Annotated in this window: 25 protein-coding genes; 21 read left to right on the top strand and 4 right to left on the bottom strand. The window is 50.0% G+C overall.

Annotation, left to right across the window (positions count from 1 at the left end):
• Positions 1-21: 21 nt before the first annotated feature.
• Complete coding sequence (locus MCJ35_RS14310; protein ID WP_025486635.1) at positions 22-1,164, bottom strand: aldo/keto reductase; 1,143 nt, start codon at positions 1,162-1,164, stop codon at positions 22-24.
• A 291-nt stretch (positions 1,165-1,455) separates the two neighbouring features.
• Here MCJ35_RS14310 and MCJ35_RS14305 point away from each other — a divergent pair, with 291 nt between their 5' ends.
• From MCJ35_RS14305 to MCJ35_RS14210, 19 genes are all read left to right on the top strand, one after another.
• The gene (locus MCJ35_RS14305) at positions 1,456-2,694 is read left to right on the top strand and encodes an MFS transporter (protein ID WP_120056321.1); all 1,239 of its coding nucleotides are present in this window, start codon (positions 1,456-1,458) and stop codon (positions 2,692-2,694) included.
• A gap of 13 nt (positions 2,695-2,707) precedes the next feature.
• The gene (locus MCJ35_RS14300; protein ID WP_025486637.1) at positions 2,708-3,877 is read left to right on the top strand and encodes a MalY/PatB family protein; all 1,170 of its coding nucleotides are present in this window, start codon (positions 2,708-2,710) and stop codon (positions 3,875-3,877) included.
• A 101-nt stretch (positions 3,878-3,978) separates the two neighbouring features.
• Entirely contained in the window at positions 3,979-4,647 is a 669-nt protein-coding gene (locus tag MCJ35_RS14295; protein WP_025486638.1) for a response regulator transcription factor, read from the top strand.
• Positions 4,644-6,071 (top strand): HAMP domain-containing sensor histidine kinase, encoded by a 1,428-nt coding sequence (locus MCJ35_RS14290; protein ID WP_025486639.1) that lies wholly within the window; start codon positions 4,644-4,646, stop codon positions 6,069-6,071. The genes MCJ35_RS14295 and MCJ35_RS14290 overlap by 4 nt, the downstream gene beginning before the upstream one ends.
• Positions 6,072-6,076: 5 nt before the next feature.
• The gene (locus tag MCJ35_RS14285; protein ID WP_025486640.1) at positions 6,077-7,303 is read left to right on the top strand and encodes an MFS transporter; all 1,227 of its coding nucleotides are present in this window, start codon (positions 6,077-6,079) and stop codon (positions 7,301-7,303) included.
• On the top strand, positions 7,304-8,878 hold the full coding sequence (locus tag MCJ35_RS14280) for a BCCT family transporter (protein ID WP_025486641.1): 1,575 nt from the start codon (positions 7,304-7,306) through the stop codon (positions 8,876-8,878).
• Positions 8,875-10,008 (top strand): mandelate racemase/muconate lactonizing enzyme family protein, encoded by a 1,134-nt coding sequence (locus MCJ35_RS14275; protein WP_025486642.1) that lies wholly within the window; start codon positions 8,875-8,877, stop codon positions 10,006-10,008. The genes MCJ35_RS14280 and MCJ35_RS14275 overlap by 4 nt, the downstream gene beginning before the upstream one ends.
• A 261-nt stretch (positions 10,009-10,269) precedes the next feature.
• Entirely contained in the window at positions 10,270-10,869 is a 600-nt protein-coding gene (locus MCJ35_RS14270; RefSeq protein ID WP_008717619.1) for an HD domain-containing protein, read from the top strand.
• A gap of 64 nt (positions 10,870-10,933) precedes the next feature.
• The gene (locus tag MCJ35_RS14265) at positions 10,934-11,500 is read left to right on the top strand and encodes a methylated-DNA--[protein]-cysteine S-methyltransferase (protein ID WP_025486643.1); all 567 of its coding nucleotides are present in this window, start codon (positions 10,934-10,936) and stop codon (positions 11,498-11,500) included.
• Positions 11,497-12,672, top strand: coding sequence for a flagellin lysine-N-methylase (fliB, locus tag MCJ35_RS14260; RefSeq protein WP_025486644.1), 1,176 nt, complete (start codon positions 11,497-11,499; stop codon positions 12,670-12,672). The genes MCJ35_RS14265 and fliB overlap by 4 nt, the downstream gene beginning before the upstream one ends.
• Positions 12,673-13,207: 535 nt before the next feature.
• Entirely contained in the window at positions 13,208-14,215 is a 1,008-nt protein-coding gene (locus MCJ35_RS14255; protein WP_227795498.1) for a PDDEXK nuclease domain-containing protein, read from the top strand.
• 304 nt (positions 14,216-14,519) lie between these two features.
• Positions 14,520-15,029 carry a GNAT family N-acetyltransferase gene (locus tag MCJ35_RS14250; RefSeq protein WP_025486645.1) on the top strand — a complete coding sequence of 170 codons (510 nt, stop codon included), beginning with the start codon at positions 14,520-14,522 and terminating at the stop codon, positions 15,027-15,029.
• Positions 15,030-15,073: 44 nt separating this feature from the next.
• Positions 15,074-15,478, top strand: coding sequence for a GNAT family N-acetyltransferase (locus MCJ35_RS14245; RefSeq protein ID WP_025486646.1), 405 nt, complete (start codon positions 15,074-15,076; stop codon positions 15,476-15,478).
• A gap of 250 nt (positions 15,479-15,728) precedes the next feature.
• Positions 15,729-16,241 (top strand): dihydrofolate reductase family protein, encoded by a 513-nt coding sequence (locus MCJ35_RS14240; protein WP_025486647.1) that lies wholly within the window; start codon positions 15,729-15,731, stop codon positions 16,239-16,241.
• A gap of 338 nt (positions 16,242-16,579) precedes the next feature.
• Positions 16,580-17,344, top strand: coding sequence for a nitroreductase family protein (locus tag MCJ35_RS14230; protein WP_025486648.1), 765 nt, complete (start codon positions 16,580-16,582; stop codon positions 17,342-17,344).
• Between the two features lie 138 nt (positions 17,345-17,482).
• Complete coding sequence (locus MCJ35_RS14225; RefSeq protein WP_227807818.1) at positions 17,483-17,884, top strand: RrF2 family transcriptional regulator; 402 nt, start codon at positions 17,483-17,485, stop codon at positions 17,882-17,884.
• A gap of 146 nt (positions 17,885-18,030) precedes the next feature.
• Positions 18,031-19,914 (top strand): anaerobic carbon-monoxide dehydrogenase catalytic subunit, encoded by a 1,884-nt coding sequence (cooS, locus tag MCJ35_RS14220; RefSeq protein ID WP_025486649.1) that lies wholly within the window; start codon positions 18,031-18,033, stop codon positions 19,912-19,914.
• Positions 19,915-19,925: 11 nt separating this feature from the next.
• Positions 19,926-20,378, top strand: a complete 453-nt coding sequence (locus MCJ35_RS14215) for a 4Fe-4S dicluster domain-containing protein (protein ID WP_008717597.1) — start codon at positions 19,926-19,928, stop codon at positions 20,376-20,378.
• Positions 20,375-21,607, top strand: a complete 1,233-nt coding sequence (locus MCJ35_RS14210) for an NAD(P)/FAD-dependent oxidoreductase (protein ID WP_025486650.1) — start codon at positions 20,375-20,377, stop codon at positions 21,605-21,607. Before MCJ35_RS14215 ends, MCJ35_RS14210 begins: the two co-directional genes overlap by 4 nt.
• On the opposite strand, the gene MCJ35_RS14205 is transcribed toward MCJ35_RS14210, so the two are convergent.
• On the bottom strand, positions 21,602-22,462 hold the full coding sequence (locus MCJ35_RS14205) for a Nif3-like dinuclear metal center hexameric protein (RefSeq protein WP_240299544.1): 861 nt from the start codon (positions 22,460-22,462) through the stop codon (positions 21,602-21,604). The genes MCJ35_RS14210 and MCJ35_RS14205 overlap by 6 nt on opposite strands.
• Positions 22,463-22,645: 183 nt before the next feature.
• A complete protein-coding gene (locus tag MCJ35_RS14200) occupies positions 22,646-23,188 on the bottom strand; it encodes a hypothetical protein (protein WP_025486652.1) in 543 nt (180 codons plus the stop codon).
• 308 nt (positions 23,189-23,496) lie between these two features.
• Between MCJ35_RS14200 and MCJ35_RS14195 the strand changes: the two genes are divergently transcribed.
• Together MCJ35_RS14195 and MCJ35_RS14190 are read left to right on the top strand one after the other, a co-directional pair.
• Positions 23,497-24,333: an Mrp/NBP35 family ATP-binding protein gene (locus MCJ35_RS14195; protein ID WP_025486653.1), complete on the top strand. Its 837-nt coding sequence runs from the start codon at positions 23,497-23,499 to the stop codon at positions 24,331-24,333.
• A gap of 141 nt (positions 24,334-24,474) precedes the next feature.
• Complete coding sequence (locus tag MCJ35_RS14190; RefSeq protein WP_025486654.1) at positions 24,475-25,188, top strand: GTP pyrophosphokinase; 714 nt, start codon at positions 24,475-24,477, stop codon at positions 25,186-25,188.
• A gap of 32 nt (positions 25,189-25,220) precedes the next feature.
• On the opposite strand, the gene MCJ35_RS14185 is transcribed toward MCJ35_RS14190, so the two are convergent.
• Positions 25,221-26,114, bottom strand: a complete 894-nt coding sequence (locus tag MCJ35_RS14185) for a GNAT family N-acetyltransferase (RefSeq protein ID WP_025486655.1) — start codon at positions 26,112-26,114, stop codon at positions 25,221-25,223.
• Positions 26,115-26,298 lie beyond the last annotated feature (184 nt).

The following is a 26,298-nucleotide window of genomic DNA, read 5'->3' as shown; positions in this document are numbered from 1 at the left end:
AAAGGGCTGGCCCGGACGGAATTACCGGAACAGATTAGCCGCCTGTTCCATCCTTTCAGCCACAGCCACCCCGAACGGACACCGTTCCTCGCATCCCTTACAGCCGACACAGTCCTTGCCGTTGGCAGACAGTCCATCGTAATGGGCTTTCAGCGCGGCAGGGACCTCCGGCTGCATCACAGCCAGGTCATACAATTTATTGACCATCGCGATGTCGATGCCGGCCGGACAGGGCGCGCAGTGGCCGCAGTAGGTGCATTGCCCGTAATAAGCATGGGCGGGCGCCTTGGACAGTACGGTGGCATAGTCTTTTTCTTCTTCGGTGGCGGTCTCGTATGCAACCGCCTCGTCCACATGCCCTACGGTATCATATCCAACCATCACGCTGGCAACCCCGGGCCTGGTCAGGGCGTAATGCAGGCACTGTACCGGGGTCAGCGCCACGCCGAAGGGTGAGGTTTCTGCTGAGAACAGCCGTCCGCCCGCATAACCCTTCATGACCGTAATCCCGATGTTGTTCTTTTCACAAATCTTGTACAGTTCTGCCCGTTCCGGCGCAATCCCGCCTAACTGCTCATCGTAAGTTTCCTTAAAATAATCCTCCATGTTCTCGCTGGCAGGAAGCATGTCAAAGGCCGGATTGATGCTGAAGAGGATCATCTCAATCCGCCTGCTCTCCGCTGCCAGCTTTGCAACAGCCGGATTATGCGTGCTCATGCCGATGTGCCGGATCACGCCCTGCTCCTTCAGTTCCTTTGCATAGGCGTAAAACTCCCCGTCCATGATCCTGTGGTATTCCGCAATTTCATCCACAAAGTGGATCATCCCCAGATCAATATAATCCGTCCCAAGGCGTTTAAGCAGGTCTGCAAATGCCGCCTTGGCCTTCTCAAGGTCCCTGGTCCTCACATATTGGCCGTCCTGCCAGGTGGAACCCAGGTGTCCCTGGATGATCCAGCGCTCCCTGCGGCCCCTGATGGCAGCCCCGATGTTGGAGCGGACATTCGGCTCCGACATCCAGCAGTCCAGTATATTGATTCCCTTTTCCTCACAATAGGCAACAACCTGCCTCACCTCTTCTGTATCATGGCGTTCCAGCCATTCCGCCCCCAGTCCGATCTCGCTTACCTCAAGTCCTGTGCCGCCCAGTTTTCTGTATCTCATGCAGTGGCTCCTTTCCTGAGGCATTTTAAACATGCCCCAGCTTATCTGTTTGTTCATGATACTTATAATCATATCAGGATCCAGGCCGGATGGGAAGCAGGAGATGGGGCTGTCTGATATCAATAAAACCCATACATTTTCTGGAAATGCATCAAAGTTGCAACAAAATAGATAATATTATGCTACGGAACCACATGGATCAGGTAATAACTGCTAATATAGGCCCAGGGTATTAAACATTCCATATACGGATGTGAAAATGCTGAATAATAATTAGGGAAGGTGAAATGTATGAAAGGTGAAACATTCAAAAAGTATTTTCTTCTGACCGTGATTGCACTGGGGGCGGGTGTGATTTACAAGGTTGCCTACATGAGGGAGGCATTTTATGACGCCATGTTGTCGGGATTCCAGATTACCAATACCCAGCTTGGCACCATCAGCTCCATCTACGGGACCGTGGCCCTGATCAGCTATCTGCCGGGCGGTATCCTGGCGGATAAGGTATCTTATAAAAAGCTGCTGACCCTATCGTTCATAGGCAGCGGGGTGCTGTCATTGTGGTGCTCCACCATGCCGTCATTCGGTATGATTAAGGTTATTTTCGGGCTGATGGGCGTTACGACCATCCTTACATACTGGTCCGCATTTGTGAAAACAGTGCGTTCCCTGGGCAGTGACGAGGAACAGGGCCGCATGTTCGGACTTGCCGAGGGTATCCGCGGCATCAGCGGCATCATAGCCAGCTTCATCGTCATGGGCATCATCCAGGTGGCTGCAACCGAGGTGGGAGGAATGAAGGGAACCCTTATATTCTATGGCGTCATCTACATTGCAGTCGGCATCATCACCATGATCCTTCTTCCGAACCCAAAGGAGACCGGGTCGGAAAGGACCTTTGTGATGGGGGATCTGGTTGAAGCTTTCAAGCATAAAGGCACATGGCTTGTGTGTGCGCTGGTGTTCTGCTGGTACATGGTTTACTGCACAACATCCTATGCGATTCCTTATCTGACCAATGTTTACGGTGTTTCCTCTGTTGCAATCAGCACGCTCAGCATCATCAGGGCATATGGAATCGGCATTGTGGCGGCTCCCCTGGCGGGCTTTCTGGGAGACAGGCTTAAATCCTGCTCCAAGACACTGGCCTACGCATCCATCCTTGGCGTTGCGCTGATGGCAGTGTACCTGGTGACCCCGGTAAAGCCGGAGTTCCTCATGGTTCCGGTGGCCCTTACCCTGCTGTTCAGCTTTGTGGTATTTGCTGCAAGGGGAATCTATTTCTCACCCATGGCGGAAGCAGGCATTCCGCTTGCGCTGACAGGCGCGGCTTCCGGTCTGATCTCTGTTCTTGGTTACATGCCTGACATGTTCATCTTCAACATCATGGGCGGATGGCTTGACAACCTGCCCGGTGCTCAGGGATACCGTTACATCTTCATTCTTGCAACCGTGTTCCTGGTACTTGCAACCGGGGTTGGATTCTATATTTACAGATACGGCAAATCCCTGAAGACAGGGAATGATTAAAGGAGGATGGCATATGGGACGATATGATTTTGGTCAGCAGAAGGATATGAAGGGTACGGACAGCTGGAAATGGGACAAGGAAGGAAAGGAATGCCCCTACCCGCTGGGGGTGGCGGACACGGATTTCCTGCCCCCGCCGGAAGTGACTGAGGCAGTGATGAAGAAGGCCGCCCAGGGCAACTTTGCCTATGGCGTGATGCCTCAGGCATTTTATGATTCTGTTTCCCGCTGGTACAAAAAACGGCACGATGCGGATGTGGACGCGGATTGGGTTACCTATTCGCCCGGCCTGATCGTGGCAATCAAGATGCTCATGGAGGCAGTGTCCCATGTGGGGGATAATGTAATCATCCAGCCGCCTGTGTATTTCAACTTTTCCCTCATCATCAGCAGGAACGGAAGGAATATACTGGAGAACACCCTGATTTATGAAAATGAAGGATACCGCATTGATTTTGAGGACCTGGAGAGGAAAGCGGCTGACCCAAGAACGACCATGATGATATTCTGCAATCCCCACAACCCGGTGGCCCATGCCTGGAGCAGGGAGGATGTGGAGCGGGTGGCGGAAATCTGCCGCCGCAACCATGTGTTTGTGGTAAGCGACGAGGCCCACAGCGACATTTTGTACCAGGGAACGAGGCATGTGCCGTTCATCTGCGTCAGCCGGGAAACTGCCATGAACAGCGCCTCCATCAACTCGGCGGGCAAGACCTTTAACACCAACGGGCTTTATGTGTCCTATGCCATCATTCCCAACAGACAGATACGGGATGCCTTTGAGATTGCGTATGCAAACCATCATTTTGATTTCAGCATGATCGGGGTTCCGGCCCAGATTGCAGCCTATGAACACGGAGATGCGTATACGGATGAGCTGAACGCATACCTGTGGGATAATATCATGTACCTGAAACATTTCCTGGAAGAAAAAATGCCGGAGGTCAGGATGGTTAAGCCCAATGCCACCTATCTCATGTGGCTTGATTTCCATGGCTGGGATATGGACAGCGACCAGGTGGATGGATTTTTCCGCTCGGCTGGCGTGGCATTGAACAAAGGCAGTATCTATGGGGCTGCCGGGGACGGCTTCATGCGGCTGAATGTGGCGTGCAGCAGAAGCGTCCTGGAAGAAGCCATGGAGGCCGTGTATGAAAGGTATAAGGAGTTTTTCAATAAGTAATAGGCTGTGAAGGAAGGGACGGAATTTCTGATGGTTCCGTCCCACAATTGTATTGTTATCTGGTATAATTAGACTAAAATCTGAAAATAGCGGGGTGTGGTATGAAAACAATACTCATAATAGAAGATGATATCTCAATTGCCAGATTAATAAAGACACATGTCTCCTTTGCAGGTTATGAGGCGGTCATTGCCCAGGATGGGGAGATAGCGCTGGTGATGCTGGAGGAGGAGAAGTATAACCTGGTCATCCTGGATCTGATGCTGCCGCATGTGGATGGGGAAATGGTCCTTGAGTCCATCAAGAAACTGCAGCTGCCGGTTATTGTGGTTTCTGCAAAATCCAGCCTTGTGGACCGGGTGCGCCTGCTGCGGGCCGGCGCCGATGACTATATCACCAAGCCCTTTGAGAGCGCGGACCTGATAGCCAGGATTGAGGCGGTGCTCAGGCGCACAGAGAGGGCCTGCGGGAAGCTGGAATTTAAGGATATCGTGATGGATGTGGACCGGCACGCCGTGCATAAGGACGGCAGGGAGCTGGAAATCACGCCCAAGGAGTTTGAACTGCTGCGGTATTTTATGGAAAACCAGGACAAGGTAATCAGGCGGGAGGAACTTTCAGCCCACGTCTGGGGGCAGGAATACCTGGAAAGCAGCAGGACCGTGGAAATCCATGTCCAGCGTCTGCGCAAAAAGGCCGGGCTGAATGAGGAGCTGAGGACCGTGACAAAAGTGGGATATATCCTGGAGGATAAAAGAGGGCAGAAATGATTTATAAAATGAAATTATGGCAGAAAATTTTCATCAGTTCCCTGATTGCCAGTATTCTTTTATTTGCTGTCTGCGGTATCATTACCACGGTTTCCGGACACAAGCGGAACCTCCAGTCGGAGGAAGCCCAGGCTGTCTGGATGGCGGGCCGGATGAAGGAGGAGGCGGAGGCGGCGTATCAGAAGTCCGGCAGCTGTCTTGCGGCATTTGGGAATCCCCTGATTCCGGAGGATACGTACTTCCAGGTATTCTGCGGACAGGAGAAGGTATATGACGGCTTCGGACTGGAGCCGGAGCCTTTGCGCTATGATTTTGGCTATGATATAAAGAGGGAGCCTCTTGAGATAGTAGCCATCAATAAGGTGAATTACCTGTTTGCAGAGGAACCCCTGTCCTTGGGCGGGGAGGAGGCAAGGCTGGTGCTGGTCAGGGACCTGTCGGATGTGTATGGCAGGTGCAATGCCCAGCTCCAGACCCTGTTCCTCCTGTGCGGCATCCTGTCGGTTGTCTCGGCCTTTATCATGCTGACAGCCTCCCTCATCATCACGGTTCCCATCAAGAAGATAAATGAGGCGGTAAAGATAGTCTCAAACAATTATTATGCATACCGGCTTCCGGTCACGGGCACGGATGAACTGAACGAATTATCCGGGAATTTCAATATCATGTGCGGCGCCATTGAAAACAATATCCGCAATTACAAATTTGCCATTGACAATTTCATCCATGAGGTAAAAACCCCTCTTACGTCCATCATCGGTTACGCGGACATGCTGAAATCCTATGATTGTACCGGGGAGTGCAGGGAGGAGGCCGTGGATTATATATTGATGCAGGCGCGCAGGCTGAATTCCCTGGTGAAGAAGATCATGGGATTCCTGATTGTGGAATCCAGACAGGTGGAGAAAAAGCGGGTGTGTCTGGATGAGGTGGTGAATATGGCGTGCATTTCCATACAGACCCAGGCGGAAATACGGGATATACGGATTGAATACAGGAACAGGCCCGATGCTTATATGTACGGGGATGAGGAATTGCTGGCAACCCTTCTTGTGAACCTGCTGGATAACAGCGTGAAGGCATCCGGGGAACATTCACGTATCATAGTGGATGCGGTTACCAGGGAAGGCGCTGTAGAGGAGATATCGGTACGGGATTTTGGGATAGGCATACCGGAGGAGGAACTGGACAGGCTGACGGAACCATTCTATATGGTGGACAAATCCAGGAGCCGTTCCCAGAATGGGATCGGCCTGGGGCTTTCCATCTGCCAGTCCATTATCCAGGCCCATGACGGCAGGATTGGGATATCCAGCGTGCTGGGGGAGGGAACCATCATACGGCTTCATTTTCCATATGAGGAGTACCTGTATCTGAGCCAGGCCCAGGATGAGCTTTTCGAGAAGTCAGACGCAAAGGAGTGAACGATATGAATGACAGCTTTAAGAAAATAAGCACGTTCCTGGTGCTGGTATCCGGCCTGGCCCTGATTTTTGAGCTGCCCTATATCAGAAACAGTTTCTATGTGCCCATCTGTCAGGCATTGAACCTTAACAACCAGGAATTCGGGGTCCTTTCCAGTATCTATTCCACGGTGAGCCTGGTCATGTATGTTGCGGGTGGTTTTCTTTCGGACCGGCTGAATTCCAGGTGGCTTTTGTTCCTGCCCTTTGCAGGCACGGGCATCCTTGGGTTCTGGTTCTCACGTTTTCCGGATTATGGGGAACTGAAAATCATATTTGCCCTTATGGGGATCACCACGGTCATGACCTTTTTTTCCACATCCATCCGCATCCTCAAGAACCTGGGAGGCAGATACGAACAGGGGCGGATATTTGGATGGATGGAGGCCGGGAAGGGGATTTTCGCAGGCGTGACCTTTTTTGTGATCCAGCTGCTGTTTCAGGCGCTGGGGGAGGGAAGGTTCGGGTTTGAATGGGTCATTAAGGCATATGCCATCCTGAACATCATACTGGGCATCGGCGTGGTCCTTGTCGTGCCGGACGAATACATCCATGTGGAGCGCACCATTCCGCTGAAGCAGGAGATTCGGGATGTGGTATTGAATCCAAGGGTCTGGATCATGTGCCTGATTGTGTTTTCGGGGTATTCCATGTACGCACTTTTAAGCTTTGTGCCGCCGTTTTTCCTGAAAGCCTACAATTCCTCCATCGAGGTCAGCCGGTTCCTTTCCACATGGCGTTACGGAATCCAGATTGTGGGCGCGGTCCTGGCGGGCTATCTGGCGGACCGGGCCAGGTCCGGCTATAAAATCATATTCGGGGGCTTTATCCTGATGCTGGCCTCCATCCTGGTATTCATCATCCAGCCCTATGATATGTCTTCCCTGATGCTGGGGATTTTTGGCTTTATTGCATTTTCCATTGCCGTCTATGGGATTAAGGGGCTGTATTATGCCTTGATTTCAGAGAATTCCATTGATTCCTCCTGTATCGGGGGAACGGTCGGTATCGTGGCCGCCATCGGGTATCTGCCGGATACCTTCATGTACAGCATGGTGGGGAACTGGATTGATGCGGGAATGGACGGCTATTATAGAATGTTTACCTATGCAATTGTTGTGATCCTGCTTGGGACCATTGTGACGGGGATCATGCTGACAGGAGCGCATCCTGTAAAGAGGAGGAAAAGATAGATGACAGATAAGACTGATAAGAAGGGAAGGCTCAGGAAATGGGTTTTCTGGCCGCCGTTCCTGGTATTGCTTCTGGTACTGTTTCTGGGATTCGTATCCCAGGACGTATTCCTGAAATTCATTAATCATATAAAAGACTGGATATGGGGGAACTTCAGGTGGCTTTTCTCCGGATATGGGATGGTGGCGGTGGTGGTCTGCTGTTACGCCTGTTTTTCCAAGTTCGGGGACACGGTCATAGGCGGAAAGGATGCCAAACCCATACTCAGCAGATTCAACTGGTTTGCCATCAGCCTGTGCACCACCATCGCGGCCGGCCTTATGTTCTGGGCTGCCGCTGAACCGCTGTACCTGATGAGCGACCCATCGCCGTTTTTCGGCCTGGAGCCGGATTCGCCCCAGGCAGCCGTATTTGCCATGGCCCAGATGTACCTGCACTGGGGGATTACCCCGTATGCCATCTATGCCCTGGCCGCAACCGTGTTTGCGTTCGTGTACTACAATATGAAAAAGCCCTTTACCTTAGGCGCCTGCATATACCCGCTGGTTGGTGAGCGGGCCATCAAGGGCAGGCTTTCAGATGCCATTGACGCCCTGTGTATTTTCATCCTGTGCGCAGGCATGGCGGGTTCCCTGTCCACGGGTGCATTCTCCGTGGCAGGCGGGGTTTCCAATATAACGGGAATCCCCAACAGCAGCGTGATGCTCATCCTTGTGATGGCAGCCATCATCCTGGTGTATACGATTTCCGCGTCCTCTGGACTGATGAAGGGGATTAAATGGCTGTCCAGTTTCAATGTGTACATATTTTCCTTCCTCATCCTGTTCCTATTCGTGTTCGGTCCTACCCGTTTCATCCTGAACTTCGGCATGGAATCCGTGGGGGAGATGCTGGATTCATTTTTCATGCGCAACCTGTTTACGGATTCCATGAACCTGGGAAACAGCGCCTGGTCCAGCCTTGCCAACATGAAGGTGGGATACTGGGCCAGCTACCTGGCGTGGGCCCCTGTGACCGCCCTGTTCCTGGGGAAGCTTGCCAGGGGATATAAGGTGAGGGACTGTATCATCATCAACCTGTTTGTGCCCACTGCATTTTCCATGGTCTGGGTCGCCATCTTCGGAGGCACGTCCATCCATATGCATATGCAGGAAAGCCTGCTTCCACTGTTGGAAACCTCCGGGGCGGAGTCCATTGTGTATAAGCTCTTTGGGGTACTGCCCCTGCGGCAGCTGTGTGTGCCTGTGTTCGTCCTGGCCACCTTCATTTCCTTTGTCACGGCGGCTGACTCCAATACCAATGCCATTGCGTCGGTGTGCACCTCGGGCATGTCGGAGGAACAGATGGAGGCGCCTGTTTCCATGAAAATCCTGTGGGGCGTCATAATCGGGGCCATGGCGGCCGTGATGGCGGTATTCACGGGCGTGGGTGGCGCCAAGACGCTGGCCAGCATCGGAGGATTTCCTTCCATGTTCCTGCAGATGGCGTCCTGTGCGGCCCTGCTGAAAATCATGCGCAACCCGGGGAAATATGATATTTACTCAAAGAAGGAAGAAGAGGGGGATAAAAATTGAAGATAACAGGTATTGAGATCAAACAGTACGCAAAGCCGCTGTACCCGCCGTTCCTGGCGTCATGGGACCCCAATCCAAGGGTGAAGTTTGCGTCCACGATTGTGTATGTCCACACCGATGAAGGCATAACAGGCATTGGCTCCGGTGATCTGATGACCGGATTTGCAGGCCATGAGAAGTTTTTTATCGGGAAGGATCCCTTTGAAATCGAGAACCATAATAAGGTGATTGACAATATTGATTTCCATTACGGCAGGTGCTGGCCCCTGGATATCGCGCTGTGGGATATCATCGGAAAGAAATGCGGCCAGCCCATCTACAAACTGCTGGGCGGGAAACAGGATAAGATGAGGGCCTACTGTTCCTGCGGCGCCCGCATCAGCGCCGGGGAGAGGGCAGAAAAGGCAAAGGAATATGTGGGGATGGGATTTAAGGCCATGAAAATCCGTTTCCACCATGAGGATGTCAGGGAGGACATCAAGGTGGTGGAGGAAGTCAGGAAGGCCATCGGCGATAAGATGGAAATCATGGTGGACGGCAACCAGGCCTGGAAGATGCCCTGGGACGTGGAGCGGATATGGGATTTGAAGAAAGCCCTTAAGGTTGCAAAGGAACTGGAAAAATACGACGTATACTGGCTGGAGGAACCCTTGCACCATGCGGACTACGATAATCTGGCCAGGCTCAGGCAGATGACCAGCCTGAGGATTGCGGGCGGGGAAATGAACCGGAGATGGCATGATTTCCGGGATCTGGCGGACAGGGGAAGCTACGATGTATATCAGCCGGATACGGTTTTATGCGGAGGATTTACAAGAACCAGGAAGATTGCGGATTATGTCCAGTCCAAGGGCGCCGTATTCTGTCCCCACACCTGGTCCAATGGAGTGGGCCTTCTGGCCAACCTCCACATGGCCTGTGCGGTCAGTGACGCGCAGTACCTGGAATACCCGTTTGATCCTCCGGTGTGGACCGTGGAACGCCGGGATTATATCCTCAGGGAAGAGGACCGGGTGCTCATTGACAAGGACGGATACATGCATGCGCCCCAGAAGCCGGGACTGGGATTTGAGCCGGATGAAGAGGCGCTGAGGGAATATGAGGTGAAGGAGTACTATGTGGGGGAATAAAGGGTTCCCGCAGGTCTGATGATATGATGATATGGCCGCCGGGCCGTCTGTTGGGACGTCCGGCGGCTTTTTCCGTGTTAAGGGATGTTGAAAATCCATTCCTGCCATCCGCATGTCCATATGGTATGGAACACAGGGATATAATAGGCAGGGATATAATACAATAAAAAGAGTAGCCCTTCATCCCTTTTGGTAGTACAATGAACAGAGATATTGGGAAAATGAAAACACACCCTGGTATATACAACAAGGAGGTTTATCATGCTGCCAGACAGAAAACGGGCTGAGGAAGAACTGGTATGGGCCGGGGAACAGAATCCGGGAATCTGGGTGGACCATTCCAGATATGTGGCCATGGCCTGTGAATATATTGCATCCCGGTGCGGATGGCTTGACAACGAACACGCCTACGTGGCGGGGCTTCTCCATGACGTGGGCCGGTTTCCGGGCCGGATATCGGAACGCCACCTGATAGAGGGATACCGCAGATGCATGGAGCATGGGTGGGATGAGGCGGCTAAAATCTGCATCAGCCATGCCTTCATGATTCAGGACATAGGGACATCCATCGGCGTATTCGATATGCCTGAGGAGGACCGGCAGTTCATGAAACAATTCATCGAATCAGCGGTGTATGATGATTATGACCGTCTGGTGCAGTTATGCGATTCCCTGGCCCTGCCCAGCGGGTTCTGCCTTCTGGAGAAGCGGTTTGTGGACGTGACCCTTAGATACGGGACGCACCCCTCCACAGTGCCCAGATGGAAGAAGATACTGGGAATCAAGGAGTATTTTGAGGAGCGGATGGGATGCGGGATTTATGACCTGCTTCCAGGTGTCAGGGAGAATACATTCCTGTGAGGAAGCTCAGATAAGGATAAGGTAACGGAAGGAAACATGATAGAAGAAAAGGAGAATGGTTTATATGGTATACATATGTAAAATACCTTCCCCCGCAGGACTTCTCACCCTTTCCAGCAATGGGAAGAGCATAACAGGCCTGTGGATAGAGGGACAGAAATATTATGGAAGCACGCTGGACCGTAACATGCTGGAGCGTATTGACGGCGGGGGGTGGAAGCTTAAGGAATCAGAAAGGGTTCCGGGTCTGTATGAAGAAAAAGCGGAACTTCCCGTGTTTGATGAGGCAAGGACCTGGCTGGATGCATATTTTAAGGGCAAGGAGCCTGGATTCCTTCCAAGCCTTGAACCCCAGGGCAGCGCGTTCCGGCAGATGGTATGGAAGATATTATGTGAAATCCCATATGGCAGAAGCACAACCTACGGCGAAATCGCCAGGAAAGTGGCGGAGTTACTGGGAAGGCCCACCATGTCGGCCCAGGCCGTGGGCGGGGCAGTGGGACATAATCCCATATCCATAATGATTCCCTGCCACCGGGTCATGGGGGCGGACGGCAGCCTTACCGGCTATGCGGCTGGGATGGATGTGAAGAAAATGCTTCTGGAGCTGGAAGGCAGGAGAGGCGAATGATATACACAATCCCGCACTATTATAAACAATTCCGGTGCATCGCATCCGGCTGTACGGATACCTGCTGCGCCGGGTGGGCCATCATGATTGACAGGAAGGCGCTGGAGAACTACCGGCAGATGAAAGGCCCATTTGGAAACCGCCTTCACAACTCCATTGACTGGAAGGAAGCCTCATTCAGGCAGTATGAGGGGAGGTGTGCATTTTTAAATGAAGAAAACCTCTGTGATATCTACGCCGAGACAGGGCCAGAGAACCTTTGCAGGACCTGCCGCACCTATCCAAGACACATTGAGGAGTTTGAGGGATGCAGGGAAATATCCCTGTGCATGTCCTGCATTGAGGCGGCAAAGCTTATCCTGGGCTGTGAGGAGCCGGTGCGGTTCATCACAAAGGAGGACGGGAAGGCGGAATCTTATGAAGATTTTGATTTTTTCCTTTATACAAAGCTGATGGATACACGGGAGCTGGCGTTGTCCTTACTGCAGGACAGGTCAATGGACATCAGCATGCGTATTTCCATATGCCTTGCACTGGCCCATGACCTGGAGCGGCGCATACGGCAGGGGCGCCTGTTTGATGCGGATGCACTGCTCATGCGGTACGCAGGCAGCAGTGATGATTACCGTGCGATACAGGAGCGGGACGGATTTTTCCATAGGAAACTGGCGGATTACCGGATGACCCAGGTGGCGCGTTATGGCATCGTGAAGGAGATGTTCGGGATTTTTAAAGATCTGGAGGTCCTGGGACAGGACTGGCCGGACTTTGCCAGCCGGGCGGACAGGACCCTGTACGGTGAAGGGGAGACTGTGTATGGGGAAATGAGGACGGCGTTCCTGAATGGTCCGGCGGGAAAGAAACTGCCGCTGTGGAGGGAACAGCTCATGGTTTACTTTGTATTTACCTATTTCTGCGGCGCGGTCTATAACAACAGTCCTTTCAGGAAAATGAAAATGGCTGCGGCCTGCACCCTGTTAATTGAGGAACTGGCGCTGGCTGTCTGGCAGCAGAATGGGAGACAGCTGGAATTCCTGGATTTTGTGGATGTTGCCCACCGCTTCTCAAGGGAGGTGGAGCATTCAGATATCAATAAGGGACGCCTGGAGGACTGGATGGCGAAGGGGAAGGCGTTTTCACTGGAGTATCTGCTGAACGCGGTGAACAGCTGAATCGGAACTGGGGTAAGAAAGGGGATTGGGGATGTTTGAGGATTCATTCCTGCCCTTAAAAGGAGCGGCTGATTGCCATGGAACATTGGAAGGCCCATTACCGGGACGGGCAGTAGGACCTGGATTGCATCATAGAGAATATGTATGGGGATGACGGCGCAGGGCAGCCCCTTTGGATGCACATGGATAGCGTTGCATTCTGGGCAAAGGATTAGATGGGGAACAGGTTTGGCCTGATGAAACCATCTGCGAAAGTTTTGCCCTTGTGACGACCAGTCTCCGCTTTGAAGCATCGCCTCCGTCGAATTTTTTTGAAAGCTCCCTGTTGTCCATCTGCAGACAGATTGCAGGGATTTATTATTTGTACGTTTCATTTACATAAAATCTGGAAACCCTCAAAAAAGTTTTATAAAAAATACTATGGGAAAAACTAGATGATATTGAAATGGAGATATCACTTGCCTATATAAAGTTTGGATGAGTGTATAAAATTATGATATTATTTTCACAACAGTAATTGAAAGAAGGAGGAGCCATGGAACAACAATTTTATGAGCAGATTAAAAGAATTCTTTCTGAAGCCAGAAACAAGGTATATCAAACTGCAAACTTTGCGATGGTGGAAGCGTACTGGAATATAGGGAAAAGTATCGTAGAACAGCAGGGCGGTGAGGAAAAGGCGGAATATGGAGTCCGCCTAATAGCAGAACTATCCAAACAGATGACTACAGATTTTGGAAAGGGATTCACAGTTGCAAATCTTAAAAATATGCGCCAGTTTTATCTTACATTTCCAAAAAGCTACGCACTGCGTAGCGAATTGAGTTGGACACATTATCGCTTGCTTATGCGTGTGGAAAATAAAAACGCGCGCCAGTTCTATATAGAGGAGGCAATAAAGTCAAATTGGAGTACACGGCAGTTGGAAAGGCAAATTAATTCTTTCTTTTATGAAAGGCTGTTATCCAGCCAAAATAAAGAAAAAGTTTCGGAAGAAATCCAGAAATTGGAGGCTGCAAAAGTACCAGAGGATATTATCCGCGATCCATACGTATTAGAGTTTCTGGGATTGAATCCAAAAGACGATTTTTATGAGAGTGATCTTGAAGAAGCATTGATAACGCATTTGCAAAAGTTTCTCTTAGAATTGGGGAGAGGATTTTCTTTTGTTGCCAGACAGAAGAGGATTACATTTGATGGCCGGCATTTCCGAATAGATCTTGTTTTTTATAATTATATTTTGAAATGTTTTGTATTAATTGATTTAAAAATCGGAGATTTGACACATCAGGATTTGGGGCAAATGCAGATGTATGTCCATTATTACGAACGTGAATTGATGAATGAGGGGGATAATCCACCGATAGGAATTGTACTTTGTGCGGATAAAAGTGAATCTGTAGTAAAGTATACATTGCCAGAAAATGAAACACAGATTTTTGCGTCAAAGTATAATCTATACCTTCCAAGCGAAGAAGAGCTGTCACAGGAATTGCAAAGAGAGTACAGAGCATTGGAATATGATAAAGAAAAATCAAAATAACTTTACTTTAGAGAAAGTGTAATGTAAGATGGGTAAAATTGACGAAGAAATTTACCCCACCATTATGTAATGGAAATACTTTTGCCATGTGGTTATCAGTAAAATGATACTACGGGGCAAAACCCTTACTTTTTGGCAAAAGTCATACGATTTGGAAAAACCTATACCACGGAACAAAAGGCTGCCGTTAGCTTACTTGAGACCGAAAAAGCAGGTTGAAAAAGACACTTGATATGGACGCTTTGTCTAAACTATAGTAAACTGGATGGAGCACTAGCTGAAAATTTGAAATTTGAGGGATGATATGATATTTGAAACGGAGAGGTTGTATTTACGAGAGATGAATCAGTCTGATTTCAAATCTTTATGCAAGATATTACAGGATGAGGAAACTATGTACGCTTACGAAGGAGCGTTTAGTGATACTGAAGTGCAGGAATGGTTGGATAGACAAATTTTCCGTTATCAAAAATGGAACTTTGGATTATGGGCTGTCATCCTTAAACAGACGGATGAAATGATTGGTCAATGTGGACTTACGATGCAGCAGTGGAAAGATGAGGAAGTGCTTGAAATCGGTTATCTTTTTGAACGGCTATACTGGCATAAAGGGTATGCTTCCGAAGCGGCAAAGGCCTGTAAAAAGTATGCGTTTGAAATATTAAAAGCGGATGAAGTCTGCTCTATTATCAGAGATACCAATGTTGCATCTCAAAATGTAGCCATAAGGAACGGTATGACAATGACGGACACATGGACAAAATATTATAAAGGTGTCGATATGCCGCATTACCGCTATATCGTATATCGCTGACGAGTCCGGTCTGCTGAACTGTCAGAACAGACTTGGAGGTATCCATGAATTACATTATCGGTGTACCCGCTCCGCTGAGATCAATCATCGAACAGCTTGAGCTACAGGTATATGTAACGGATTTTGGGAAGAAAAAAGACGACATTGCTTTGGTGGCAGAAGTTGGCACAAAAGTAGTCGGCGCTGTCTGGGTCCGTATTATGAACGATTACGGACATATAGATGATGCGACACCTTCCTTTGCCATTTCCCTGTATAAAGAGTATCGGGGATGGGGAATCGGTACTGCTTTAATGCAGGAAATGCTTTGTATATTAAAACGAAGAGGATATCAACAGGCATCACTTGCTGTACAAAAGGAAAACTATGCCGTGAAATTATACAAAAAAGTGGGATTTGAAATTGTTGATGAGAATGAGGAAGAATATATCATGGTCTGCTATTTTTAGAAAAACGGTTGACTATGCCTTGTTCCGAGGAGGAGTAAAGGACCATGGGAATGCCGGAAAAATAAAGCCTGCCATGTCTGCACCATATGGATTGCTTGCCGTAGGAGGTATTGGTGGTTGGTTTGCTGGCCTTTTTATAGGGAAAAGGAGGTTATCATCAGCAATCGAAAGAAATAATAGATGAAATTGTTAAGGTTAATGAGGTTGAAGAAGTATAATATTTAATTTGGAGATGATTGGAGCATTAGATATGAGCATATATTTTTATGGCTGTATTACGATGGATGGATATCTTGCTGACAAAGCCCATAATTTAGATTGGCTTTATCAAACGGGCACTACAACGGAAACAGATTATGAAGAGTTTTATAAACAAATGGATATTACGATTATGGGTAAAAGGACATTTAATGAAATAGAAAAGGCAGAAAATATTTTGGATTTCTATCCGACTACCCAAAATTATGTTTTTACCCATGCCAGTGATTTATCTCAAAATGGATTCACATCCATAAATGCTGATGTTGTGGAATTTGTAAAACAGATAGACAAAGACAAGAATATCTGGATTATCGGCGGCAACACGATATTGAGACCTCTGTTGAATAATAACATGGTTGACCATATTATAATGCAGGTTGCACCCGTATTATTGGGGACAGGGATTCCTTTGTTTACGCAAAAAGAGGAATTAAAGCGCTTTCGGCTGGAATCAGTAAAAAAATATGGACAGTTTGCAGAATTAGTTTACGAAAAGGGATAAGATACGTGTGGAAAATGAAAATGCCCGTCAGTTCTATACAGAAGAGGCAATCAAATCAAATTGGAGTACACGACAGCTTGAAAGGCTATAAAAGTGAATCTGTAGTCAGGTATACGTTGCCAGAAAATGAAACATAGATTTTTGCCTCAAAGTATAAGCTATATCTGCCAAGTGAAGAGGAACTGTTACGGGAACTGCAGGGAGGGTATGAAGCGTTAGAATATGATAAGAAAAAAGAAAATCAACATTTTGTTTATGACAAAGAGTAATTCCGGTTGGAAAATTATAATGTAGTATAAAACTCCCGTTCCACCGAGGGGAGAATATATGAGGAAAACATGATAGATGAAAACATGCTTTATCAAATGATTTTCAAAAGAAAATCATTCCATCTTTTCAGGAATATTGGGGATGAATCAATTTCTTGGGAGGAAATAAGGGAAATTGAAGAAGTATATCCGTCATTGACACCGTTGTGTCCTGATATTAAAACAGCGGTAAAAGTGCTGCCGGCAAATGAGACAACGTGTAAACGGGGACAGGAATACTGTATCCTGCTGTACAGCGAGAAGAAAGACAATTACCTTCAGAATATAGGATATATCGGCGGGCAGTTGGATTTGTACCTGGTTTCAAAAAACATAGGCACTTTATGGTATGGGATTGGAAAAGCGGAAGAAGGTTTAATCCATGGCCTGGAATTTGTCATCATGATTGCCATTGCCAAAATTGATGATGAAAGAAAATTCCGAAAGAACATGTTCAAAAGCAAACGCAGGACCGCAGAGGATATATGGGCGGGAAATATGCTGGCTGATGTGGCTGACATTGTAAGATTTGCTCCCAGTTCCTGCAACACACAGCCGTGGATGGTTGAATGCAATGCGGTTGGTTTGGCGGTTTACAGATACAAAAAAGCTGGTAAGCGTGGAATCATGCCGTCTGATAAGGTGTCTTTTTACAATCGGATTGATATTGGTATTTTCATGTGTTTTTTGGAATTATGTCTTAAGAAGAACGGTATACGTTACAATAGAAGCATCTATGTTGACAAAGGCGGTGATGTCCCCCGGACTTTGAATGCAGTCTACAGATTTGTATAATTTGTATAGATTCCAACCTGCCGGGCTGATAAGCAACATTTTATATAAATATTACTTTCATACTTGATAATTTTTGTCAACTTTGGTATAATATTACATATGAATTGTTATATCTTTAACAATAAAGGCGGCATGAACATGATGATAACAAGAGAATCCGATTATGCGGTGCGCATGATCCGCGCCCTGAAGGACGGGGAGCAGCTGACCATTGGGCAGATATGCCAGAAGGAGCAGGTGCCAAGGCAGTTTGCCTATAAGATACTAAAGAAGCTGGAAAAAGCAGGGCTGGTGCTTATCCGCAGGGGAGCAGGCGGCGGGTGCAGCCTGGGACAAAGCCTTGATGTGCTTACGCTTTTGGATGTCATACGCGCCACCGACGAGGAATTTTTCCTTAATCCCTGTCTGAGGGAGGGGTACCGCTGTGAGTATGCAGATGGCAGCGGCCATAACTGCACGGTCCACTGCGAACTGGCCAGGGTACAGGCAATCCTGGAGCGGGAGCTGAAGCACAGGACGCTGGCAGAGCTGTTTTGCTGACCGGGAATTCCATATCCTTTTTTAATACCAACCTTATTTTTTGTTTAGAAAGTGGATTATTTTTATCCACTTTATGATATACATAATTTTATTCTTTTAATCCAAACCCACAGTTCCATTCAAAACTTCAACAGGAGGTATTTACCATGAACAATTGTTACAGCTGTACAACCTGCAAAAGCGCAGATAAGCCATTGGAAGGATACATAGCAGGACTTCCGATGGAAACATCCCACCACAGGGTGGAGGGCCAGTCCGTCAAATGCGGCTTCGGGCTTCAGGGCGTCTGCTGCCGCCTCTGCTCCAACGGTCCCTGCCGTATCACCCCGGAAGCGCCCCATGGCATCTGCGGCGCGTCGGCAGACGTAATCGTGGCAAGGAATTTCCTGCGCGCCGTTGCATCCGGATCCGGCTGTTATATCCATGTGATTGAGACAACTGCCCTGAACCTGAAACAGACCGCCCTGGCAAAGGGGGAGATAAAGGGGATGAACGCGTTGAAGCATCTGTGCGGACTCTTCGGGATTCCGGAAAGCGACCCGCACACCGAGGCTGCCGCCGTGGCGCAGGCCGTGCTGGATGATTTATACCTGCCGGATTACGTACCCATGAAGCTGCAGCAGAAGCTGGCTTACGGCCCGCGCCTTGAGAAGTGGAAGGAGCTTGGCATCCTGCCCGGCGGGGCCAAATCCGAGGTCTGTGCAGGCGTGGTCAAATGCTCCACCAACCTGAATTCAGACCCGGTTGACATGCTGCTCCACTGCCTGAAGCTTGGCATATCCACCGGGGTATACGGACTCATGCTGACCAATCTCCTCAACGATGTCATGCTTGGGGAACCGGAAATCATGCCTGCCCCCGTGGGACTTGGCGTCATTGACCCGGATTACATCAATATCATGATAACAGGCCATCAGCACTCCATTTTCGTGCATCTTCAGGAACAGCTTAAGAAGCCGGAGGTCCAGGAACTGGCCAGATCAGCCGGGGCAAAGGGCTTCCGCCTGGTGGGCTGCACCTGCGTGGGCCAGGATTTACAGCTGCGCGGCGTGCATTACCAGGATATATTCAGCGGTCATGCGGGCAACAACTACACCAGCGAGGCCGTGCTTGCCACAGGGGCCATTGATGCGGTGCTCAGTGAATTTAACTGCACCCTTCCCGGAATTGAGCCTATCTGTGATTCACTGCACATTAAGCAGATCTGTCTGGACGATGTGGCGAAGAAGCAGAATGCCCAGCTGAAACCATTTGTGTTTGAGGACAGGGAACGCATCAGCAGGGAAATCATAGAGGATGTTCTGGCTTCTTACAGGGAACGCCGGACCATCGTGTCCCTTAACCTCCTTAAGGACCACGGCAACCAGAATACCATTACCGGTGTCAGCGAGGTTTCCCTGAAGAAGTTCCTGGGGGACAGCTGGAAACCGCTCATTGACCTGATTGCATCCGGCGACATCAAGGGGATTGCAGGGGTGGTGGGATGCTCCAACCTGACAGCCGGAGGCCATGATGTGCTGACCGTGGACCTGACAAAGGAACTGATTGCCAGGGACATCCTGGTACTTACCGCAGGATGTTCATCAGGGGGCCTGGAAAACTGCGGCCTTATGACGCCTGAGGCAGCAGAGTTTGCAGGACCGAAGCTTAAGGCTGTCTGTCAGTCCCTTGGGATTCCTCCGGTGCTCAACTTCGGGCCATGTCTTGCCATCGGCAGGCTGGAGATGGTGGCAACCGAGCTTGCATCCGCCCTTGGGGTGGATATCCCCCAGCTTCCCCTGGTGCTCTCCGCTGCCCAGTGGCTGGAAGAACAGGCCCTGGCCGACGGCGCCTTTGGCCTGGCTTTGGGGCTTCCCCTTCATCTGGGGCTTCCTCCCTTCATAACAGGCAGCAGCCTGGTGACCAAGGTCCTTACACAGGATATGAAGGCCCTTACCGGAGGCCAGGTCATTGTGAACAGCGATGCAGTGGAAACAGCGGGGATATTGGAACAGATCATTGAAGAAAAACGGAAAGCGCTGAATATATAGGAGGGGTGGCTATGAAACGAATATGGATTGACGCCTGCAAGTGCGATGGCTGCCTGAACTGCACACTTGCCTGTATGAATGCCCACAGGGCGGACAAAGGCAGCATATATGACCTTAATCTGGCGGACCCGTCCAATGAGAGCCGCAATTTCATCCACCGGCAGCCGGACGGCACTTACCGTCCCGTGTTCTGCCGCCACTGTGATGAGCCGGAATGTGTAAACTCCTGCATGAGCGGCGCATTAAGTAAGAACCCGGAAACAGGGATTGTTGAGTATGACGAAAAACGCTGTGCCGGCTGTTTCATGTGTGTGATGAACTGTCCCTTCGGTGTGCTGAAGCCGGACAGCACCACTAAAAGCCGGATCATCAAGTGCGATTTCTGCAAGGACAGCGGCAGTGAGCCAAGCTGCGTCAAGGCATGTCCCAAAAAGGCAATCTGGGTAGAGGAGGTGCAGTCATGAGATATGTGGTTGTAGGAGCCGGCGCAGCCGGGATCAGCGCGGCAAGGACGCTGCGCCAGCTGGACCGGGAAGGGCAGATTGTCCTGGTGTCCAAAGATGAAAAAGTCCATTCCCGCTGTATGCTGCACAAATATCTGGGAGGCCAGAGGACGGCAGAGGAGATAGACTTTGCGCCGCCGGGTTTCTTTGAGTCCCAGGGCATTGACTGGATTGCAGGCAAGGCCATGACAGGGCTTCACTGTGATGAAGAAACGGTTGAACTGGACGATGGGACATTGATACCATATGACAGGCTTTTGATATGCAGCGGGGCGTACTATCTGGTTCCCCCCGTGCCGGGGCTTAGGGAGGCAAACAATGTATTCGGGTTCCGCGACCTGTCAGACGCAGAGGCGGTTAAAAATGCCGCAGGGCCTGGAAAAAAGGCTGTCATCGTAGGTTCCGGCCTGGTGGGCATGGACGCCGCCTATGCGCTTCTGGAACAGGGGATAAACCCGGTGATTGTGGAGATGGCGGACCGCATCCTTCCGCTGCAGCTGGATGCCCCGGCGGCAGCCGAATACCAGAAACTGTTTGAAACCCATGGATGCAGGTTCCGGCTGTCGGCCAAGGCCTCAGGAACACGTCTGGATGCGGACGGGAATGTGCAGGCCCTGATCCTTGACAGCGGGGAAGAGCTGGAATGTGATTTCATCATAGTGGCGGCAGGGGTCCGTCCGGAAATCCGTTTCCTGGAAAACTGCAAGATTGAGACCGGAAGGGCCATAACCGTGAACCAGTACATGGAAACCACGGTTCCCCATGTCTATGGGGCCGGGGATGTCTGCGGCCTGTCCGGGATCTGGCCCAATGCAATGAAGCAGGGAGTGACCGCAGCCAAGAACATGTGCGGCATCCCCACGGTTTATGACGATACCTATGCCATGAAGAACACCATGAATTTCTTTGGCCTGCCCGCCCTCTGTATCGGCGATATCAACTGTGCGGGTGACAACACCCAGGTCATCACGGAGGAAGACAGGCACAATTACAGGAAGGCCCTGGTGGAGGATGGAATCCTCAAAAGCATCCTTCTGTTAGGCGACATATCGGGAAGCGGTATCTACCAGTACCTGATTAAGAACCGGATAAAGCTGCCTGTCACCGGCCGGGACATTTTCCGCCTTTCCTTTGCGGACTTTTACGGGTTTGACAAGACGGACGGCAAATATGCCTGGAACTGCCTATAAGTCCTCCAGATACCAGGTCCCTTCCAGGAATTCAGCCGGAACCCCGGCCCTGGAAAAATATCCGGTCATGGCCATGCAGGCAAACTTTTCCGTGGAATAGTGGGTTGCCCCGATGACGTTGACCCCATGGTTCCCGGCCAGCCTGTGGAATTCCAGGGTCGGCTCAAAGTGGGGCAGGGGCTTGGTGAATCCGGTGATATAGCAGTGGATATCCTTCTGTGCAAGTTCGGTAATGACAAATGGGTAGCTTCCGCCGCCTGCGGCAATGGCTACCCTGCCGTCCTTGATGGTCGGCTCCCCGTATGGGTACAGCTTTGCGTCATGCCCCACCGTGCGGGCCACCTGATCCTTAAGTTCCAGGACGGAGGACATTCCGGTCTGGCAGATCACACCCACCTGGGTATGTCCATCATACTGGCAGAAGGGTTCCACAATCCGCAGGCCCAGCGCCTTCGCAAGACTGACGGAAGTGGAATATTCACCATACTGGTCCAGGGGCGTGTGCAGCATATAGAATGAAATCCGCCGCTTTTTCATTTCCCTAAGATAATCCAAGGGAATGTCATGGAATGGAAAACCCTCATCGGATGCAATATATCCCATTGCATGATGGGCGAACAGCAGCACATCCGTCTCATTCCTTTTAAAAATCCCATCCAGGATTGCCCTGTCGGGAAATGTGGCTGTATAAACTTTCCGGATCTGTTCTGTATTATCAGCCACCAGTCCCATATACCTGCTTTTAAATTCCGGGAAGATGAAATCATTGTCAAGGGACATGAAGCTCCAGTCGTCCTTCATGTCCTTTAAATTAAAATCCAGTTCCAGTTTGCGGTACAGGCTGCGTGAATCCATAAGCGTCCTCCTTTGGGTGGTTTTTGATTATTTAACCTATTCTATCACAAGGCAGGTTCATCTGCCACCTGTAAAATAAAAGAAGGGTATCCGCATGGGGAAGAAGGAAAAGGAAAAAGCGCGGGCCATGGTATGGGTTTCCTGTGAACCCAAACCATGGTCCGCGCTTTTTAAGGTGTAATCCTATTGTAAAACCGTGTGTTCCCCGCTGTCCTCCGACGGCTGGGCTAGAAGGTTCCCGTCCGGATCATAGAAAAAGACCTGGGCCTGTTTCCTGCTTCCTAATATATGATAGGAATGGCAGGCGTCATTTAAGGAATCCGCAAGTGCCAGGCAGTAAGCGGACTTTTCTGACTGTGTGAATCCATTCCAGACAGAGTCATCCACGTAAATATAATAATTGCTGTAATCAACCATGCGTATCTCTTCAATGGACGCATTCTCCTGCACCAGATTGTCCAGGGAGGACTCAAATGCATACCTGTTTGCCGTTGAATGGGTGATGGTCCTGAAACCGATGCCTGATAAAGCGGCGAGTGTGGCAACCATGACCAGGATTGCGGCGGTCATGGCAGTTTTCGTTGTATGGCGGTAGAAATCCACCATTCCTTTATTGCGTACGTAATGTTCCGCCACCTTGATCCTGGTCAGTTCCGGATTATTTTCAGCGTAAAGTTCATATGCAGCCGGACTGCGGCGGAATATCCCCAGTGTAGAAGCCTTCATATGGCGCACCTCCGCTCCTTTTGCCTGTTGGCATGAAAAATATATCTGTTCACAGAATTTTCACATATTTCTATTATTATATTAGCATTTAAGCACAAAAAAGTAAATGAAGCCGGGGGGATATTGTTAAAAGTTCACAATTTTGTAAAAAAATTACAGGAAAAGGTATGGTTTTTTTACTTTCATGTATATTTTATTGAGTAAAGAATGGACAATAGTTTCAAATGGTTTTATAATGTACATGATATGGTTTGTGTTTGAAACTTTTTAGCAGACACAGCCCAACAAGAATTGGAAGGAGAACGAAAATGAGTGAATGTAACCACGACTGCGGTTCCTGCAGCGCCAACTGCGAGAGCCGTACCGTTGATAAAAGTGAATTCCTGGAGGCGCTTAATCCAGCCAGCTCCGTGAAGAAGGTAATTGGTGTGGTCAGCGGCAAAGGAGGGGTGGGAAAGTCCCTGGTAACCTCCATGATGGCTGTCAGCATGAACCGCAAGGGTAAGAAGACAGCAATCCTGGACGCGGATATTACGGGGCCGTCCATCCCCATGGCATTCGGCATCGGCAATGAGGGCGTCATGACTTCGCCGGACGGCAAGCTGATGCTGCCGGCCAGATCCATGGAAGGTGTGGAAATCATGTCCGCCAACCTGCTTCTTGATAAGGATACGGATCCTGTCATCTGGAGAGGGCCTGTGATTGCGGGCGCTGTTAAGCAGTTCTGGTCTGAAACCCTGTGGCAGGACATTGATTACATGTTTGTGGATATGCCTCCCGGGACAGGCGATGTCCCGCTGACCGTATTCCAGTCACTGCCCGTGGATGGCATCATTATCGTCACCTCACCCCAGGAGCTGGTGAGCATGATTGTTGCAAAAGCAGTGAATATGGCCAAGAAGATGGATATTCCCATTGTGGGAATCGTTGAGAATATGAGTTACCTGGAATGTCCTGACTGCAAAAAGCGCATCAGCGTATTCGGTGAAGGCCATGTGGAAGAGGTGGCAAAGGAGCACGGCATACAGGTCCTTGCACAGATTCCCATTGACCCCAGGATTGCCCAGATGGTGGATGCAGGACAGGTGGAGTATCTGGATATGCCGTGGTTTGAACACGCAGTGGAGATAGTCGGGACAATGTGATGCCTATGATGCGGCAGCATGAGCAGCGGCATCGTACGCAGTGGTATCATGCGCAGCGGCACCATATGCAGCGGCGCATGAGGCTATCAGGCAGGATGAATGAGATGAAATAGCAACAGATAATGAGGTGAACCGATGAATATGAACATTAACATGAATCCCAACAGCGAACTTCATCAGTCCATCGTCAATGTGCCGGATCTGGTACAGGTACCGGAAGTCTGGGTGAACCAGGCGCGTCAGTTTCAGCAGGCAATGATGAGGTATACCTGCGCAATCCGTGAAGTGAAGACAAAGCTGGAAGTGCTCAATGATGAATTGTCTGTGAAGAACCAGCGCAATCCCATTGAGATGATTAAGTCCAGGGTGAAGAAACCCGTAAGCATTGTGGAGAAGCTTCAGCGCAGAGGGTTTGAGGTTTCGCTGGAATCAATGGAAAAGAACCTGGATGATGTTGCGGGAATCCGCATCATCTGCTCCTTTGTGGATGATATCTATGAAGTGGCCGACATGCTGGTGCGCCAGGATGACGTGACCGTGATCATGGTCAAGGACTATATTAAGAACCCGAAGCCCAACGGCTACCGGAGTTACCACATGATCATAGAGATTCCTGTGTTTTTCTCCGACAGCAAGAAGCCGATCCGGGTGGAGGTGCAGATCCGCACCATTGCCATGGATTTCTGGGCCAGTTTGGACCATCAGCTGAAGTATAAGAAATCATTTATTGACGACAATGGAGAAATCAGTGAAGAACTCAGAAAGTGCGCAAACGTAATTGCCGAGACAGACCAGAAGATGCTTGAGATACGCAAGCGGATTGAGGCCCAGGGCGTTACGGTGCGCAGGGACTGATAACGGGCGGCAGCCCCCAAAGGCAGCTAATACTAATATAAGAAATAGGACAGGGTCTCCGTTATGCGGAACCCTGTTTTTCTGTAGAGGCCAAGGGCTGGCTCGTTGGTTCCTGATACCTGAAGGCGCAGGCACTGGCAGCCCTGTCCTGCCAGCATGGACATGATGTGATATAAAAACCATGTCCCCAGCCCCTTCTGGCGATGTTGGGGAAGGATTTCCAGCCCATAGAGGTAGGCGCCGGTTCCATGGACTGCAATCCGGCAGGCGCCCGCGGGAAGGCTGTCACGGTCCGGATGGGGAGCGGGACATGGTTTGGCCGGAGCAGGGGAAGTGCGGTCAGAAGAAACCTGAATTGCGGAAATCCCCAGGGAGGAATCCGATTCGGAGGACCCCCCCAGGGAGGAATCCAATCCGGAGGAAATCCACATGGCCAGGGACATTTCCCCATCCTCCGTTATGGGTTCCGCGGTGACGGAACAGAGGCTGTCCAGGTCCTGCAGCCGCAGTCCGCCCCTTGCCTGGGAGAGGTCTGCCTCCATCATGTATTCATCATATAAGAATTCCGCATCCAGATGTCTGAGCGTCTTAAGGGTATCCGGGCACCGGTTGTCCGTGACAAAGCACAGGTCAGGTTCGCCTTCCTCCTGGCTGTCCCTGCACACCTGTTCCAGCAGCGCATGGAAATGCCCCTGATTGCGGCAGTCCGGCCGGGTAAATGCACTGCATTCCCAGGAGGAACCATCCATCTGATAGGCTGCGAAAAATGCATCCATACGGTTGCCGTCCCCATATAAAAGCCAGAAATGATCCCCGTCCTCCGGGCAGGACAGGACGGTGCCGTCTGTCTGGCGGCAGAGTCCGGTGATGGCGTGTATGTCTTTGGTCTGTTCCTGGGATAATGATGGGGTATGGATTATTTTCATGGCGTTTTTCCTTTCTTTTTCCAGTCTGGCCGGAAGGCGGATGCGGCTGCCTGATATCTTCTTATTGTAGGGGATGGGAGGGGAAAATGCAACGGTGCAGGATTGTATTTCTTGTGTATTTCTCAATCTACGGGTTGAATCTGTAAAAACCGGGTGGTAGAATAAAAGCCATGTGCGGGGCAGA

It is taken from the genome of Enterocloster sp. OA13 (genome assembly GCF_022440595.1).
GTDB classification, from domain to species: Bacteria; Bacillota; Clostridia; order Lachnospirales; family Lachnospiraceae; genus Enterocloster; species Enterocloster hominis.
The sequence above is the reverse complement of the archived record's forward strand: the minus strand, read 5'-3'. Positions and strand labels throughout refer to the sequence as shown.